Source organism: Hymenobacter sediminis (assembly GCF_003231285.1).
Taxonomy (GTDB): domain Bacteria; phylum Bacteroidota; class Bacteroidia; order Cytophagales; family Hymenobacteraceae; genus Hymenobacter; species Hymenobacter sediminis.
This window is the reverse complement of the sequence record NZ_QKNS01000004.1, coordinates 494,977-510,331: the sequence shown is the minus strand read 5'-3', so window position 1 is coordinate 510,331 and position 15,355 is coordinate 494,977. Positions and strand designations below refer to the sequence as shown.

Sequence of the window (15,355 nt, the reverse complement as noted above, 5' to 3'; positions counted from 1 at the left end):
AGCAATGAAGAAAGAGCAACAATCGGTATTTCCGGCTGCTCCTTCTTCATTGCTCATTCTTTATTGCTCCCTGACTCATGAATAATCTCCTCGCCTTTCTGTTTCGCTACCGGGGTATCCTGGTATTCGCGATACTGGAGGTGTTGAGTTTATACCTACTGATCCGGAACAGTACCTACCAACGGGCGGCGTTCTTCAACTCGTCGAATGCCTACGTGGGCCAGGTGCTGGATTGGCGCAATCAGGTGCAGGATTATTTCCGGCTGATTGAGGTAAACCAGGGGTTAATGAAGGAGAATGCGCAGCTACGCCAGCAACTCTACCGCCCCGATTTAAGCGGACGTGAAGCTGACTCGTTGCCCGTAAGCAAAGACAGTGTAACCCAAGCCCGTTTGGCCCTCCTCGGTCGTCCCGACTCGTTGCTGCTGGGCTTGCGGCAGCTGCCCGTCCGTGACCCCGACTACCCGCTGATTCCGGCCCGGGTGGTAAGCAGCACGTTGCGCCGGGTAGATAACTATCTGACCTTGAATGTAGGCACGGCAGACGGAGTGAAGGAAGGCATGGGGGTTGTGTCGGCGGCAGGGGTAGTGGGCCGGGTGAAAGTGGCCTCCGAGCATTATACCACCATCACCTCCGTGTTGCACTCCAAAACCCGCATTTCCGCTCGTATTCAGCGCGACGAGACCATCGGCACGATTCGTTGGCTGGGCGAAGACCCTACCCATGTCTTGCTTGACGAAGTGCCCCGTCAAAACAAGCTCATTCGCGGTGATACCGTCGTGACGTCGGGTTACAACGCCGTCTTTCCAGAGGGTGTGATGGTTGGCACCATCGATTCGTTTGTAAAAGAGCCAGATAAAAACTTCTGGACGGTGCGGGTAAAGCTAGCAGTAGATTTTTCGCGCCTAGTGTACGTGTACTTAGTTACCAGTCGGCCCAAGGCAGAGCGCGATACATTGGAAGCGCGGGCTGGGGTAGTGCCGGAAGGGGAGGGCAAGCCATGAGAGGCGTGTTAGGTATTTTCTGGCAGTTGCTGCGAGGAGTGGGCTACATTGCGCTGTACGTACTCCTGATTAGCGGCACCGATTTCGTGCTCTTCAACTTGGGTTGGTGCTTTATCTATCTAGGGTTCCTGCTGTTTCTGCCCATTGCTACCCCTATTGTAGTGCAGTTGCTGTTGGGCTTCCTGACAGGAATCACCCTGGACATCTTTTTTGACACGGGCGGGGTACATGCGTCGGCGGCCGTGCTGCTGATGTACCTGCGGCCCTGGGTACTACGCCTGCTTACCCCCCGCGACGGATACGACACGCAGGATTCCGTGAACATCCACCAGATGGGCTGGCAATGGATGGTGGTGTACCTCTCGATGCTCACCGCTATCCATCACGCAGCATTCTTCTTGTTGGAGCTAGGTAGCTTTCAGGTGCCTGGCATTACGCTGGCCAAAATTGTAGTCAGTACGCTTTATACCGGGCTCACCCTGCTCATTATTCAATTGATTTTCTTCCCAACCCGAAGAAGAAGCCGCTAGCCTGGTGGGAGTTAGCTGCCGGTTGAGCAGGTAGGGGAATGAGTTGACAAAGAGAAATGTTACGGAAACCATTGTGCAGCTTGGCTCCAGGCTGGCAACGGCCCCTACCCCTTACTGCTTGGCAAGGTTTAAACAGCCGCACACTACCGCGTGAGGGTAGTAGCTAGTATCTTTGCAAATCCGGCGCGGAAGCCGGAACTCATTACTTTTCAGATTTTTCTGCTTTGCAATACCTCGAAGGCCGCAAGTACGTAGTCCAGGCAATTTTCCTGGCCGTCGCGCTGGTGTTTGCGACGCGCCTCTTTTACATCCAGGTGCTGGATGGCAGCTACAAGCTGGCCGCCGACCGCAATACGCTGCAGCGCATTGTGCAGACGCCCTACCGGGGCCTCATCTACGACCGGAAAGGGCAGATTTTGGTGCAAAACACCCCCGTGTACGACCTGATGGTAACCCCCCGGGAGGTGAAGCAACTCGATACCGTTCGGTTTTGCCAGCTCCTGCAGCTGCCCATTGAGGAAGTGCGCGCCGCTATGAAAGCCGCCCGCGCCTTTAGCCGGGTGAAGGCTTCCCCCTTGCTTCAAAACCTGAGCACTCCGGAGCTGGCCGCCATTCAGGACAACCTCATCGACTTTCCTGGCTTCAGTATTAAGTCGCGGATGGCGCGCTCCTATAATACGCACACGCTGGCGCACGCCCTAGGCTATGTGGGCTCCATTACGCCTGCTTTCCTGGAAAAGCCTAAGTACGCCAAGTATCAGCCGGGCGAGTTTCTGGGGATTACCGGGCTGGAATCGTACTACGAAGAGCAGCTGATGGGCCGACGCGGCGTGCAGTACCGCATGGTAAATGTGCGTGGTATTGAGAAAGGAGCCTTCCGCGACGGTGAGTTTGATACGCTTTCCGTAGCCGGACAAGATCTGCACCTGAGCATCGACTCGGAACTGCAGGCCTACGGCGAAATGCTCATGCAAGGCAAGCGCGGCTCTATCGTTGCTATCGACCCCAAAACCGGCGAAATCCTGGCCTTTGTATCGGCCCCGATGTTTGACCCCGCCACGCTGTCGGGGAAAGGCATGGGCAACCGCTATATGGAGCTGCTCAATAACCCCGAGCGGCCCTTGTTCAACCGCCCCCTGATGGCCACCTACCCCCCCGGCTCCGTGTTTAAGCTGGTAAATGAGTTGGTAGCCATGCAGATGGGAGTGGTAACTGCCAACACCGGATTTCCGTGCAACCAGCGGCTAGTGCGCTGTACCCACAACCACGAGTACCCCAGCAACGTGGGCATTGCCATTAAGCAGAGCTGTAACCCCTACTTCTACCAGGTGATGCGAGCAGCCGTGATGCGCGGCCGCTCTACCAACCGCTTCGAGGATGCCCGACTGGGCCTGGGCGAGTGGCGGCGACAGGTAATGAAGTTTGGTTTGGGCGACCGGTTGGGGGTAGATATGTCGCAGGAAAAAAAGGGCCTGATTCCGTCGCCGGAGTTCTACGACAAGCGCAACGGCTTCCACCGCTGGAATTACCGCACTGTATACTCGCTCAGTATTGGGCAGGGTGAAATTGGGATTACCGGTCTGCAAATGGCCAACGTGCTGGCTACCATTGCCAACCGTGGCTATTACTATACCCCGCACTTCGTGAAAAGCATCGGGCAGAACGGGCCGCTACCTCAGTTTCGGGAGCGGCACACGGTAGGCGTGGACCCTCAGCACTTTGAGGCACTAATTCCGGGCATGCAGGCTGTAGTAGATAGTAGGGGCGGCACAGGTAACCTAGCCTCCTTGGCTGAGTTTGGCATTTCGGTAGCCGGCAAAACGGGTACTGTTCAAAATCCCCACGGCGACGACCACGCTACGTTTGCAGCCTTCGCTCCGGCCGAAGACCCTAAGATTGCTATTGCCGTCTTTATTGAAAATGCGGGTTTTGGGGGCACTTCTGCAGCACCCATGGCCGCCCTGATGATGGAGAAATACTTGCGCGGCAACATTGCTCCGTGGCGGAAACGCTGGGAGTTCTGGCTCCAGGGGCCGGCTTCCAAATTTGTGAGGCGCCACTAATTCCTGTACCTGCTCCCTCTGGGCGCCTCGCGTGCCAACCTGCCTGCTAATCGATTTTTGCCTTTGCTATGCCTACTTCACCCGCTCGTTACAGCCGCAGCATTGACTGGCCTACAGTCTTGATTTACCTGCTGATGGTAGCGTTGGGCTGGGTTAATGTGTATGCGGCCAGCTACTCGCCCGATGCGCCGGTTAACCCGCTCAGTTCCATGGGGTTTCAGGAGCTGATGGCCTTTAACTGGTTTAAGCAGATTCTCTGGATCGGTACGGCCATCGTCCTCATCGTTATCCTGCTTGTGGTTGATTACAAGGCTTACGATACGTTTGCCTTTGTGCTCTACGGGGTAATGATTGTGCTCCTGATAGTCACGCCCTTTATTGCCCGGCCCATTGCCGGCTCTCGCTCGTGGCTAGAGATAGGGCCAGTACGCCTGCAGCCCGCGGAGTTTGCCAAGTTTATTACAGCGCTGGCGGCTTCGCGTTACATGGCGGGCATCAACCTGCGGCAGCAGAACTTCCGTGACCAGTTGGTATTGGCTGGGCTCACCCTACTACCCCCGCTGCTGATTATTGCGGCCAATGAAACCGGCCAGGCGCTGGTATTCGGGGCCTTTCTGCTGGCGTACTTTCGGGAAGGAATGTCACCCCTCATCTTACTGATTCTGGCCGCTGCCGGGGCTATTCTTATCCTGGCGTTGCTGGTGCCTAAGCTATGGCTGATTGGAGCCTTCACTGTGATTTTAGGGTTGGTATTTGTTTTCAATACCCGGGTACTACGGCATCATTTGTTGCTGGCCCTGAGTGTGTGGGCGGTGGTTATCGGGATGGTATTCGGGGTAGATTTCTTCTTCAACAATGTGCTGCAGCCTCACCAGCGCAAGCGCATTGAGGTACTCATTAACCCTTCGGCCGACCCATTGGGGGTAGGCTGGAACGTAACGCAGTCAAAAATTGCCATTGGTTCAGGTGGCTTTGCCGGCAAAGGTTTTCTGCAAGGCACCCAAACCAAGTTTGACTTCGTGCCGGAGCAAAGCACCGATTTTATTTTCTGCACCGTAGGCGAGGAGTGGGGTTGGGTTGGGTCCATTACCACCATCGTCCTATTCATGGCCTTGCTGGTTCGCATTGTGTACGTAGCTGAGCGGCAGAAATCGGTGTTTGGACGCACCTATGGCTACTGCGTGGCCAGCATCATCTTCTTCCACTTCTGCGTCAACATTGGCATGACGATAGGGCTAGCGCCGGTAGTTGGTATTCCGCTACCATTCTTCAGCTACGGCGGCTCTTCGCTGTGGTCGTTTACTACCCTGCTGTTTATTCTGCTAGCCATCGATGCCTACCGCAAGCAAGATCTGGAACGGTATTAAATAGGGAAGCGCCAGGCCACCAGATTATTTTACGCCGTTGGAATTGCAACTTGCGTTCTATGTCTATAACGCAGCCTATTCCCGCAATTATTTCTATAAGGCATCGTGCACCATGGTGGATATGGGTATGGCTAGTGCTGCTGCACGGGTTGGCCCTAGGATGGCAGCTCCACCACCATCAGCCAAATTTCCCTGATTCAGACCGTTACCTAGAGGCTGCTCGCAACTTGGGCAACTCAGGTATATTATACTGCCGGCCTCTGACAGAAAAACCCTTACACTTTCCAGAATACAGCATCCGCCCCCCTGGCTACCCTGTGTTCTTGTTGGTAACGGGTGCGCCTACTCGTGCCCTACCTCTGCTAACATTGGTTTTTCAAAATCTACTTAGCCTGCTAAATGTAGGGCTGGCGTTGCGGTGGCTTGAGCAAAAGGTGGTTGAAGCAAAGCCAGTCTGGTTTTGGGGCGTCATGCTGTTTTTAACTACAGCTATGCCAGCTCAATATATCTATGCCAATGTGCTTATGAGTGAAGTGCTTCTGCAGACGGCTGTGGTCGCATTGTGGCTGACTTTGGAAAAATTTCTAAATGAGCCAAGTCGTAGCTCCTATTTCGCCGGGACAGTGGCGTCGGCAGTATTGTGCCTGCTTATCAAGCCCGTATTTTTTCCGTTTGCCGTAGTGTTGCTAAGTATAGGTGGATGGTTAGCTTGGCAGCAGCGACGGCCTTTGCTGGCCTTGCTAGGTGCTATGCCATTGGTGGTAGCACTGTTGTGGATGGCACGTAATGAAGCGCAAACAGGTTACTTCCATTTTTCCAATATCGCGGAAATTAATTTGCTGCACTACAATGTACACGGAGTGCTACAAGCTACGGAAGGCATACAAGCGGCCGATGCTTTCGTGGATTCTACTGAGGCTGCTGTGCAGCAACAGCCAACTTTCCGGCAGGGTCAACAATTACTTCGGTCGCGGAGCATCGCCAAGCTACAGCAATACCTGGGCACGTATATCGCGCAGCACACTAAAGGCATGGTTAATCTTCTACTGGATCCTGGTCGGTTCGATGTGGTATATTTTTTAGGTCTACCGGAGAAAGCAAGTACAGGCTTCTTGCAGCAAGTAAATCAAGGAGGATATTCAGCAGTGCTACGCGCCGTGCGCCAATTGCCATTAGCTTTATTAGGCGGATTACTACTGGTAGCAGCTGGCAACCTACTGCGACTGGCATTACTGCTACAATTTACCTTCAGCCGTCGTTATGCCTTAGTGTATCGTCTAGTCGTTGTGGGGCTGGTTGTTTACTTAGCTGTACTGACCGGACCGTTAGGCGCTGCTCGATTCGTGGTACCAGTACTTCCACTGCTATTGGCTGGAGCTGGAGCAGGTCTTGCTACAATCAAGTTGCGTCATATGAAGCCCTTGTAGAAACAGCCATACAAAAAGCAATAGAGGCTGTATTTCTCAGGCTCAGGAATTAAACTTCCGTTCAATAAGCTTCAGTAGCTTGTTGATGTGCTCCTCTTTACGGGTCCAGTTGTATTGCGCCGCTAGGTTTTCCGTGACGTAGCGCTTGGCCGTGCTGGCATCTGGGAGAGCATCGAGGTGCTGAATAGCGGCATGGTATTCCATGTTTTCTCCATTGAACAGCTCATTGATAAAGCTGAAGCGCTGGTTGATGGAAATAGCCTCTCGCAACGATTCTACCTTGGGCGCTTTCTCGGCCAAAGAAGCGGAAGACCGCTCCTGCCGCAGGGTTTCACTCAGGCTGGGGGCGGCAGGCTGCTCGGCTTTCAGCTTTTCATATAGCGGTACGGTTCCGGCCGGCAAGGCCTCGGCCAAAGGGCGCCGGGGCTCCGGAGCAGTCTTTGGAGCCGGAGGGGGGGTAGGAGCTGGAGCTTTAACCGTTGGAGCAGCCGGAGAATCTTCCGCCGCAAATGCCGCGTCGGTGGGAGCAGCATTTGCTGGCTGCGGAGGGGTAGAGTCTGAAGCGGAGGCTGCCTGAATCGGCGCACCTTCCTCGTATAAATCCTTCTCCGTAAGGGGGAGCAACGCGTTGAACTGTTCCAGAATACCGGCAATAGGCTGCAACTCGGCCGCTTGGGCCTCTTCGTGCAGGCGGAAACGGCTAGTCAGGTAGTCGCGCTCCTGCTCCTGGCTGGCCGGCAGGGTATCTAGGAAGTTCTCAAACAGAGGCTTATTTACATCAAGGTAGCGCAGGGTTTCCCGCAGCTGTTCAGGCGTGTAGGTGGTTTGCTCACCTAGCACTTTACCGGTAAACGTTTCTGAGGGCGTTAAGGCGCCAGCCAGCGTGTCGGTAATGGCCTGGGCCAGCAGGGGCTCAAATACGGGGCGGCTCAGCTTAATCCGCCGCGAGAGGGTATTCATGAACTGCGTGAGGGCTTGGCGCACATCGGCATCCTCAAAATCGAAATAGGGGCTGCGCAGCTTGGCCATTTCGGCAGTCCATTTCCCTAACAGTTGCTGCACCACAAACAGGTTCACCTGCCGGATGGGAGTAAAACGCAGCACGGCCGGCCCGTCGAGGGTAGCCGTAGGGCGGGCGCCGAAGTGTTGGTCGCAGAGCAGCGCCGCCAGCAAACGGCCGTATTGTTCACGCTTGGCGTGGCTATATTTGGTCTTCATGAAAAGCCTGATTCAACGGGCAATTTAGGGAAAGATGCCCACTCTACTTGTGCAAAATCTGCTCGGCGAGGCCATTTCGGTGCCCGCCGGAGTCACGCTGCTAGCAGCCGTTCAGGCTGCCGGCCACGACTGGCTGCACGCCTGTGGGGCCCGTGGCCGGTGCACTACCTGTCGGCTACAGGTACTCCGAGGGCTTGAGCTGCTAACGCCGCCCACCGAGGCGGAGTTGCGCTACCGTGCGGCTGGCCACCTGCTGCCCACTGAGCGGCTCACTTGCCAGGCGCGGTTGCTGGAAGGAGAGGTAATTGGCTGCGTGCCGGACGCCACCAAGCTGCCTCATGTCACTTACCAGGGGTAGGCCTGCTAACTGCCCGGAAGTCTACCGCCCAGCTGTGAGAAAAACTGATAAAAGCACGGCTTCTTTATCAATCAGAATATGAGCTGATAACGAAGTACAACGGCTGGCTGGTAGGTTTGCCACCATGCAGGGGGTAGGCCCGGTAGTTGTGGGTATCCGGAAGCAAACCCGTAATTTCGGTAATTGGCTTGCCGCCCAGTCCGCCCACGAACGTATTCGCTCACCTCTTTATTTTCTCCTCCTGTGTTTATCGAACCCCGCGTCGGTACTGGTCGTGATGTTGCCCGCCGGGGCTGGATTGAAGTCGTGTGCGGCTCTATGTTTTCGGGCAAAACCGAAGAATTGATCCGGCGCCTGAATCGGGCCAAAATTGCCCGCCAGCGAGTCGAGATTTTTAAGCCTGCCCTCGATACGCGCTACCATGCCGAAGATGTGGTATCGCACAACCAGAACAGCATCCGCTCAACGCCCGTACCCGTGGCTCAGGAAATGCTGCTGCTAGCCGCCGGCTGCGACGTGGTAGGTGTTGATGAAGCGCAGTTCTTCGATGAATCCTTGGTGGACGTGTGCGTGCAGCTGGCTAACCGGGGTACCCGCGTGATTGTGGCCGGCCTCGATATGGACTATATGGGCCAGCCCTTTGGCCCAATGCCGGCTCTGATGGCGGTGGCGGAATTTGTAACTAAAGTACACGCTGTGTGCGTGTGCTGCGGCGAAATTGCGTCTTATTCGTTCCGCGTTGCAGCCTCCGAAAACAAGATCCTGCTTGGCGAAACCGATGCCTACGAGGCGCGCTGCCGCTACTGTTTCCAGGAGGGAATGCGAGAAAAAGTAGCTGAGCCTACTAATCAGGCTGAACTAGGCTAAGGTGGCTGGCAACGGCCGTAGGCTTTCATGCCGGCCCAGCAGGTAAGCGTACCAAAGCCGGGCTAGGTGCGTTATCTTGCCACTGCGTGCCGTGCGCGCCTACATCTCTGCCGATGACTCTACCATTACGCCTGCGCCGGGGGGCTACTCTCGCGGCCTTTTTCTTGTCTGCCCTAGCTGCACGGGCCCAATCAACGGTTGGCTACGGCGACTGGCAGCTGCACCTGCCCATCAACCGGGCCAAGGCGCTGGCAGAGGTAGGCGACCGAGTGTATGTAGCCGCCGAGGATGCCTTCTTCTATTTTGATAAGGGGCTGAACACGACCCGCCTGCTCTCTCGCCGCGACGGCCTACACGACGTGGGGGTGAATACGCTGGCTTACGACTCGGTCAGCCAACAGGTAATTGTCGCTTACCGCAATACTAACCTTGATATTCTGCGGCTGAAGGACGGGGCCATTTTGAACCTGAACGACATTCTGAGCAAGGAAATCAGTGGCAATAAAACTATCAATCAGATCCATGTCAGCGGCAGAATGGCCTACCTGGCTTGCAGCTTCGGGATTGTGGTGCTGGACCTAGCTCGGCTGGAAATCAGGGATACCTACACTAACATTGGGCCGGGAGGCACAGTAGTGCAAGTGTACGCCTCGGCCGTGGCCGGCAACCAGCTGTTCGCCGCTACCTCCAACGGTCTGATGCGCGTGCCACTCAGCAGCAACCCCCTCGACTACCGCAACTGGATAACCGACCTACCTGCCCGCCCCAACAATCCTTATCGGACCCTGGCCGTCCAGAACGGGGATGTATATGCGGGCATTATCGGTGACCAGCTGTATCGGTACCGTTTTGCTACCCCCACTGCAGGCTGGCAACCTGTAGCCAGTTCGCTTAATGGGCAAGACTTTCGACAGCTGACACCTTCCCGGGCGGGGTTGCTGGTGGTTACAGGGGGAGGTGTTTCTATACTGAACCCTGCTACGGGCACCATTACGAATACCCTGCGTCCGGCCCAGTTCCAGGATCCGCGGGTGGCGCTTCGCTCCAGCGAAGGCGCTTACTTTCTGGCTGATTTCGCCAATGGGCTGCTGAAAACGACCAATGGTCAGCAAGCAGAGCAGTTTATTACCAATGCTCCTGCGCTTGCGCAGGCCTATAGCATTCTGGCCGATGCGCGCACCAACACCGTGGACGTATTTAGTGGAGGCTACGGCGACCGGTACCTGCAACGTGGTCAGCGCCTGGGCTTTTATGAATATAAAGATGGCCAGTGGACCAATATCAACAGCCGAACGCTGCCGGACCCGGGGCAATACCCGAACCCGCTGGACGTAGTGCGCGGTACCCGCACCCCCGATGGCACTTTGTACATTGCCAGCTATGGCAACGGCGTGCTGGAGTGGAAAGGACCTGGTGAGTTTCGCCTGTTTAACCCCACGACCAATCAGCCAAATCCGCTACGAAGCGCGATTCCCAACCCCGACTATACGCGCGTAACCGATTTAACCGCCGATGCGGAAGGTCACATCTGGATTATCAACCGACATGAGCTGGATGGTCAGTCAGGCGTGTATGTGTTTGACCCGGTAGCCACCAACTGGCGCGTTCTTCCTTATTTTGATGGGAGCGACAACCTAGAGCGGTTGGTGCTGGACGACGCTGGTAATGTATGGGTATCGCGAGCACGGGCACCTGTGGGCACTACGCAGGGCATAAATGTGATAAACCCAAGCACCAACGCAAACCGCTACTTCGGCCTTAACGATGGACTGCCCTCCGGTGAGGTGTATGATCTTGTAAAGGACCGCCGGGGCGACATTTGGGTAGCGACTATCCAAGGCCCTGCGGTGTTCAACGATCCGACTTCCGCCTTCAGTCCCGATATAGCAACAGGCTTCCGTGCGCCCCTGCTCCGGCGGGGGGAGGGGGCTGGTCTACCTACCTTATTCAATGAAGCCGTACGCACGCTGGCTGTGGATGGTGCCAACCGGAAGTGGTTTGGCACCGACCGGGGCCTGTGGCTATTCAACGAGGAAGGGGACGAAGCCTTAGCTCATTTCACCACCGCCAACAGCCCCCTGCCTTCCAACCGCATCGTAGATGTAGAAGTGAACGACAAAACCGGTGAGGTATTTGTGGCGACGGATGCCGGTTTAGTAGCTTACCGGGGCAATGCTACCGTAACCGAAGGAAAAGCCAGCTGCGCCAAGGTGTTTCCTAACCCTGTTCGAACGGATTTCAACGGGCAGGTAGGCATATCAGGCCTGGCTAACGACGGCGTAGTGAAAATCACGGACGTAACCGGCAAGCTCGTGTACCAGACCCGCGCCAACGGTGGTACTGTTACCTGGAACCTCACCGACTACAACGGCCGGCGGGTCCAGTCAGGCGTTTACTTGGTCTTGTCGTCGGATGCGGATGGCAAGAACGGCTGCGTCAGCAAGGTAGCCGTGGTTGAGCGCTAACAAGGTGGTAGGCTGATTTTACCTTGGTCTTGCGGAGCTAATCAGGGCCTTTCGGTTGTTCTGATTCACCGGATGACCTTTGTTAGCGTATGCGGTCAGATAGCAGGCAAAGCTGGCGCGAGTGACCTTATGGCACCACGCACTCTGACTAAAAGCGGTTGGTTTCCGGCTTCATTAACAGACTTGTACTTCATGCTAATCAAAACCCGCGGCATTGTCCTGAACTACATGCGCTACCGCGAAACCAGCATTATAGCCCGCGTGTACACCGAGCAGCTAGGTTTGCAGAGCTACGTAGTAAACGGCGTGCGCAAAGCCAAGCCTCCCGGACGTATTGCGCTGTTTCAGCCGTTTACCTTGCTGGAGATGGTGGCCTATACTTCCCGGAGCGGCGGCCTCACTCGTCTCTCGGAGTACCGGTGCGCCGAGCCGTTTCGCTCTTTGCCCTACGATGTGCGCAAGAGCAGCATTGCCCTGTTTTTGTCGGAAGTCACCGGGCGGGTGCTACAGGAGGAAGAGAAGAACGAACCCCTGTTTGCCTTTCTCCACGACTCTATTCTGGCTTTTGACCGGCAGGAAGAAGGCTTCGAGAACTTTGCGTTGAGCTTTCTGCTAGGTTTAAGTCACTACCTTGGGTTCGGACCTCAAACTGGGGAGGAAATAACGTCGCAGGTAGCTTTTGCTGCTGCAGCCTCCATTGGGGGCGGTAGCCCTACGGCCCTCCGGTTTCAGGAGTTCGAAGAGCATTTCGATGCGCTGTTGCGTGACCCAGCCGCCGCCACCATCCCGAACGGCCGGGTGCGCCGCGAATTGCTGGGCGTACTGATTCGCTACTACCAGTTGCACGTAGAGCACCTCGGAGATATCCGCTCCCTATCTGTGCTGTCTGAAGTATTAGCGGAGCTGTAGGCTTAGTTGTATGAAAATCAAACAGCAGTTGGCTCGGGCTACTTCACGCCGACAAGTTCCACGTTGAAGCGCAGAATCGAATTTGGTGGAATGTCAGCGCCGGCTCCGCGCGCACCGTAGGCCAGACCGGAGGGAATCAGCAGAATGGCTTTGCTACCCTTGTTGAGCACGGCAATGCCCTGGTCCCAGCCTGGTATTACCTGGCCTGTACCCAGCGCAAAATTGATGGGTTGGTTGCCATTGCGTTCCGACGAATCAAACACCTTTCCGTTAAGCAGCAAGCCTTTGTAGAGTACCGAAACCGTCTGGCCTTTTTTAGGTTTGATGCCAGTGCTGGCTTTGGTTACCACGTAGTACACGCCGCCAGGCGTTTTCAAGGCCTTCAGCTTGTTTTGTTTGAGGTAGGCCTGAATGCGGGCGTCATCTTTCAGGGCTTGCTGGGCGGCTTGCTTTTTCTCGCGCTCCTGCGCTAGTTTCGCCTGCTGCTGCACCTCCTGCATGGCCTCGGCCTCCGTTTGCACCTTCTCGGCCTTGGCCAATACAGTAAGGGTAGGGCCGGCCTTACGAACAAAAGGAGGCACCGGCTGGCGGAACGATTTGGCAAACACGGTGTCAAGGTTCAGGCGGAACACGCCAGAGTCGCCGGGCTGCAGCAGCGACAGGGCTTCTTCTACACCTCCGGCCTGCTGGCGCCGCACCGTATCGAGCGGTACGCGCACGGGCTGGCCACCTCCTTGGCGGCGCGAGTGCATGAGCACAGAGTCAGAAGCCGTCCGGAATTCTAAGTGCAGACTCATGATGCGGCCTACGCGCGCGGCATAGGTTGGGTCGCCGGTGGGGGGTAAGGCAGGCCGCAGCACGTAGCGCCCGTTTTCGCGGTGGTAGATGCGGTACTCCAGCCCCGAGCGCAGCTTGTTGAAAGTCGGCTCGCCCTGAAAGCTCATCAGAAAAGCGCTGCCAAGCGCAGCTGGAAGCAGAAAACGCAGGTGATTCAGGAAAGGCCGCATACAAGTAGCAAGTAAATTCAATGCCCAAGTTAGCCCAGATTTTTGGGCTCGGTGGAGGAAGGAGTTGAAACCAATGCCTCAAAAGCAAACCGGCCCAATGGCAGTATACCATTGGGCCGGTTTGTCATTTTACTTTCACTATCTCCAGTTCAAACACCAGGTCGGCGTTGGGCGGAATCAGGTAGCGCCGCTCGTCGTCTGGGTCAGGACGCCCCGACGGTCCGTAGCCCAGCGCGGCCGGAATCCAGACACGCGCGCGGCTGCCCTGGGGTAGCAGCAGTAACACTTCGTCCCAGCCCTTTACCACCTCGCCCCGCCCCGCCCGGACTTTTAACGGTCCGCCCTGTCGGGTTGAGGCGTCGAACAGGTGCCCATCGGCTAGAAAGCCCGTGTAGTGCACCGTTACTTTGTCGCCAACCTGAGGTATCGGGCCTGTGCCGGGTTGCCGGATGAGGTAGCGCAGGCCAGAAGGGGTAGCAATAGCTCGGCTCACCAGACTATCGGGGGTAGGCACCGCAACGGGCGCTACCTGCTGAGCCAGCCCCAAAAGGGGCAATGCGCTAAGCAAAGCTACTAGCAGGAGGCGCATGTAGGAAAGCTTACTGCTGCTGTACGTCAAGGATTTCGATGTCGAAAAGCAGTGGATTGTAGGGAGCGGCGTTCTGGTAATAGCTAGTAAGATTAGTACCAGTTCCTAGCAAAGGCGAGGGGATAATCACCTGCTTCCGGTCACCTTTGCGCATCGTCAGGATTGCTTCCTGGAGGCCAATCGGGGCATCCGTGGTAGCCTGATTAGCAAAAAAGGAGTAACAGCCGCACGCCGAATGATTTACGCTGGATGAGGTGAGCGTCTGGCCTTGAATCGTTTCTATGATGTACTTAACCACGTAGTTCGTCGTCACCTTATTACCTGCTTTAATGAGCGGGTCGTTGGGGTTGCCTTCCGTTACAGGTAGCACGTACACGCCCGAAGGCAAACGGTTGTAGGTCTTGATGTTGTTGCGGGTCAAGTAGCCTTGAATAAGAACGTCGTCATTCTTTTTCTGCTCCTCTTCCACCTTTCTTTGCTGCTTGATATAATCCGGCTCGGTGTTGCAGCTGGTCAGGGCCGGCGCAAGAGCGAACGGCAATGACAGAAAGGAAAGAGCCAGCGCAAACTTTTTCATAAGGTAAACGCAAAAAGGAATGAAGTGCCTCGCGGCGGTTTCAGTAGTGAACTTACTTGATATCCGCAACTTCCACATCGAAGCGTAGGATGGAGCGGGCCGGAATAGGACCTGCCCCTCGCGCACCGTAGGCTAAGTCTGAGGGAATTAGTAGAATGGCTTTGCTACCCTTATTGAGCAGTTGGAAGCCTTCATCCCAGCCCGGAATTACCTGGCCCGCTCCCACTACGAAGGACAGAGGCGCGGCGGCAGTTGTATTGCTGTCAAATACTTTCCCATCAAGAAAAGTGCCTTTATAACGGGCCGCTACGGTCTGATTTTTCTTGGCATTGTCGCCGGTGCCGGCCTGGGTAATAGCCACGTACAGGCCAGAAGGCTGGCGTTGGAAACCAGTCAGCTTATTTGCTTCAATATAAGCCTTGATAGTAGCCTCGTCCCGTACTGCGTAGTCAATGATATCCACTACTTCTACATCGTAGCGGATGACGGCGTTGGCAGGAACGATGCTGTTGCTCGCGCCGCGGTAAGCCAGGGGAGAGGGAACCAAGAACGTGGCTTTCGAGCCTTTACTTAGCAAATTAAAGCCTTCATTCCAGCCGGCATTTTTGCCTTGGCCAAAGTCGAAGTCAAAAGTCCCCAGCGTGTTCATATTCGACTCGAAGACGGTACCATCGAGCAAGGAGGCCTTGTACTTAGCAACGATAAGCTGATCCTTTGTCGGTTTGTTACCGGTGCCGGGCTGGGTGATGGCCACGTACAAGCCAGAGTTCTGCCGCTCGAAGCCTGTGAGCTTATTGTCAGCGATGTATGCCTGAATTGTGGCCTCGTCGCGGGCGGCGTAGTCAGTGGTGTCTTTTTCTTCTTTCTCGCAGGAAGACAGGAATAAGGCGAAAAAGCCCAGGACAAATGCTGGGAGCCAAGCGGCCACCCGGAAGCGGAAAAGTGAAGTACGCATACTCAAAAATAAAAGGCAG

The 15,355-nt window shown here is 55.7% G+C and carries 14 protein-coding genes; 9 read left to right on the top strand and 5 right to left on the bottom strand.

The annotated features are described in order from the left end of the window. Window positions 1-77: 77 nt before the first annotated feature. The 5 genes from mreC to DNI29_RS13755 all read left to right on the top strand — a co-directional run bounded on the left by mreC (window position 78) and on the right by DNI29_RS13755 (window position 6,391). On the top strand, window positions 78-1,004 hold the full coding sequence (gene mreC, locus DNI29_RS13775; protein ID WP_110978684.1) for a rod shape-determining protein MreC: 927 nt from the start codon (window positions 78-80) through the stop codon (window positions 1,002-1,004). After that, window positions 1,001-1,534 carry a hypothetical protein gene (locus DNI29_RS13770; protein ID WP_110978683.1) on the top strand — a complete coding sequence of 178 codons (534 nt, stop codon included), beginning with the start codon at window positions 1,001-1,003 and terminating at the stop codon, window positions 1,532-1,534. The genes mreC and DNI29_RS13770 overlap by 4 nt, the downstream gene beginning before the upstream one ends. Window positions 1,535-1,758: 224 nt before the next feature. Further along, window positions 1,759-3,597: a penicillin-binding protein 2 gene (gene mrdA, locus DNI29_RS13765; RefSeq protein ID WP_110978682.1), complete on the top strand. Its 1,839-nt coding sequence runs from the start codon at window positions 1,759-1,761 to the stop codon at window positions 3,595-3,597. 68 nt (window positions 3,598-3,665) lie between these two features. Further along, window positions 3,666-4,964 carry a rod shape-determining protein RodA gene (gene rodA / locus DNI29_RS13760; protein ID WP_110978681.1) on the top strand — a complete coding sequence of 433 codons (1,299 nt, stop codon included), beginning with the start codon at window positions 3,666-3,668 and terminating at the stop codon, window positions 4,962-4,964. Between the two features lie 368 nt (window positions 4,965-5,332). Beyond that, a complete protein-coding gene (locus tag DNI29_RS13755) occupies window positions 5,333-6,391 on the top strand; it encodes a hypothetical protein (RefSeq protein ID WP_110978680.1) in 1,059 nt (352 codons plus the stop codon). A 42-nt stretch (window positions 6,392-6,433) separates the two neighbouring features. On the opposite strand, the gene DNI29_RS13750 is transcribed toward DNI29_RS13755, so the two are convergent. Further along, on the bottom strand, window positions 6,434-7,609 hold the full coding sequence (locus DNI29_RS13750; RefSeq protein ID WP_110978679.1) for a DUF8457 domain-containing protein: 1,176 nt from the start codon (window positions 7,607-7,609) through the stop codon (window positions 6,434-6,436). A 34-nt stretch (window positions 7,610-7,643) separates the two neighbouring features. Here DNI29_RS13750 and DNI29_RS13745 point away from each other — a divergent pair, with 34 nt between their 5' ends. The 4 genes from DNI29_RS13745 to recO all read left to right on the top strand — a co-directional run bounded on the left by DNI29_RS13745 (window position 7,644) and on the right by recO (window position 12,208). Next, window positions 7,644-7,967, top strand: coding sequence for a 2Fe-2S iron-sulfur cluster-binding protein (locus DNI29_RS13745; protein WP_110978678.1), 324 nt, complete (start codon window positions 7,644-7,646; stop codon window positions 7,965-7,967). Window positions 7,968-8,210: 243 nt separating this feature from the next. Next, window positions 8,211-8,834 (top strand): thymidine kinase, encoded by a 624-nt coding sequence (locus DNI29_RS13740; RefSeq protein ID WP_110978677.1) that lies wholly within the window; start codon window positions 8,211-8,213, stop codon window positions 8,832-8,834. A 113-nt stretch (window positions 8,835-8,947) separates the two neighbouring features. Beyond that, window positions 8,948-11,299 carry a type IX secretion system anionic LPS delivery protein PorZ gene (gene porZ, locus DNI29_RS13735; RefSeq protein ID WP_110978676.1) on the top strand — a complete coding sequence of 784 codons (2,352 nt, stop codon included), beginning with the start codon at window positions 8,948-8,950 and terminating at the stop codon, window positions 11,297-11,299. A gap of 192 nt (window positions 11,300-11,491) precedes the next feature. Further along, a complete protein-coding gene (gene recO, locus DNI29_RS13730; protein ID WP_110978675.1) occupies window positions 11,492-12,208 on the top strand; it encodes a DNA repair protein RecO in 717 nt (238 codons plus the stop codon). Between the two features lie 38 nt (window positions 12,209-12,246). On the opposite strand, the gene DNI29_RS13725 is transcribed toward recO, so the two are convergent. The 4 genes from DNI29_RS13725 to DNI29_RS24945 form a co-directional block, all read right to left on the bottom strand. Beyond that, window positions 12,247-13,215 (bottom strand): FKBP-type peptidyl-prolyl cis-trans isomerase, encoded by a 969-nt coding sequence (locus tag DNI29_RS13725; RefSeq protein WP_110978674.1) that lies wholly within the window; start codon window positions 13,213-13,215, stop codon window positions 12,247-12,249. Between the two features lie 124 nt (window positions 13,216-13,339). Next, window positions 13,340-13,804 (bottom strand): FKBP-type peptidyl-prolyl cis-trans isomerase, encoded by a 465-nt coding sequence (locus DNI29_RS13720; protein WP_110978673.1) that lies wholly within the window; start codon window positions 13,802-13,804, stop codon window positions 13,340-13,342. 10 nt (window positions 13,805-13,814) lie between these two features. After that, a complete protein-coding gene (locus tag DNI29_RS13715) occupies window positions 13,815-14,381 on the bottom strand; it encodes an FKBP-type peptidyl-prolyl cis-trans isomerase (RefSeq protein ID WP_162303610.1) in 567 nt (188 codons plus the stop codon). 52 nt (window positions 14,382-14,433) lie between these two features. After that, complete coding sequence (locus DNI29_RS24945; protein WP_110978671.1) at window positions 14,434-15,336, bottom strand: FKBP-type peptidyl-prolyl cis-trans isomerase; 903 nt, start codon at window positions 15,334-15,336, stop codon at window positions 14,434-14,436. Window positions 15,337-15,355 lie beyond the last annotated feature (19 nt).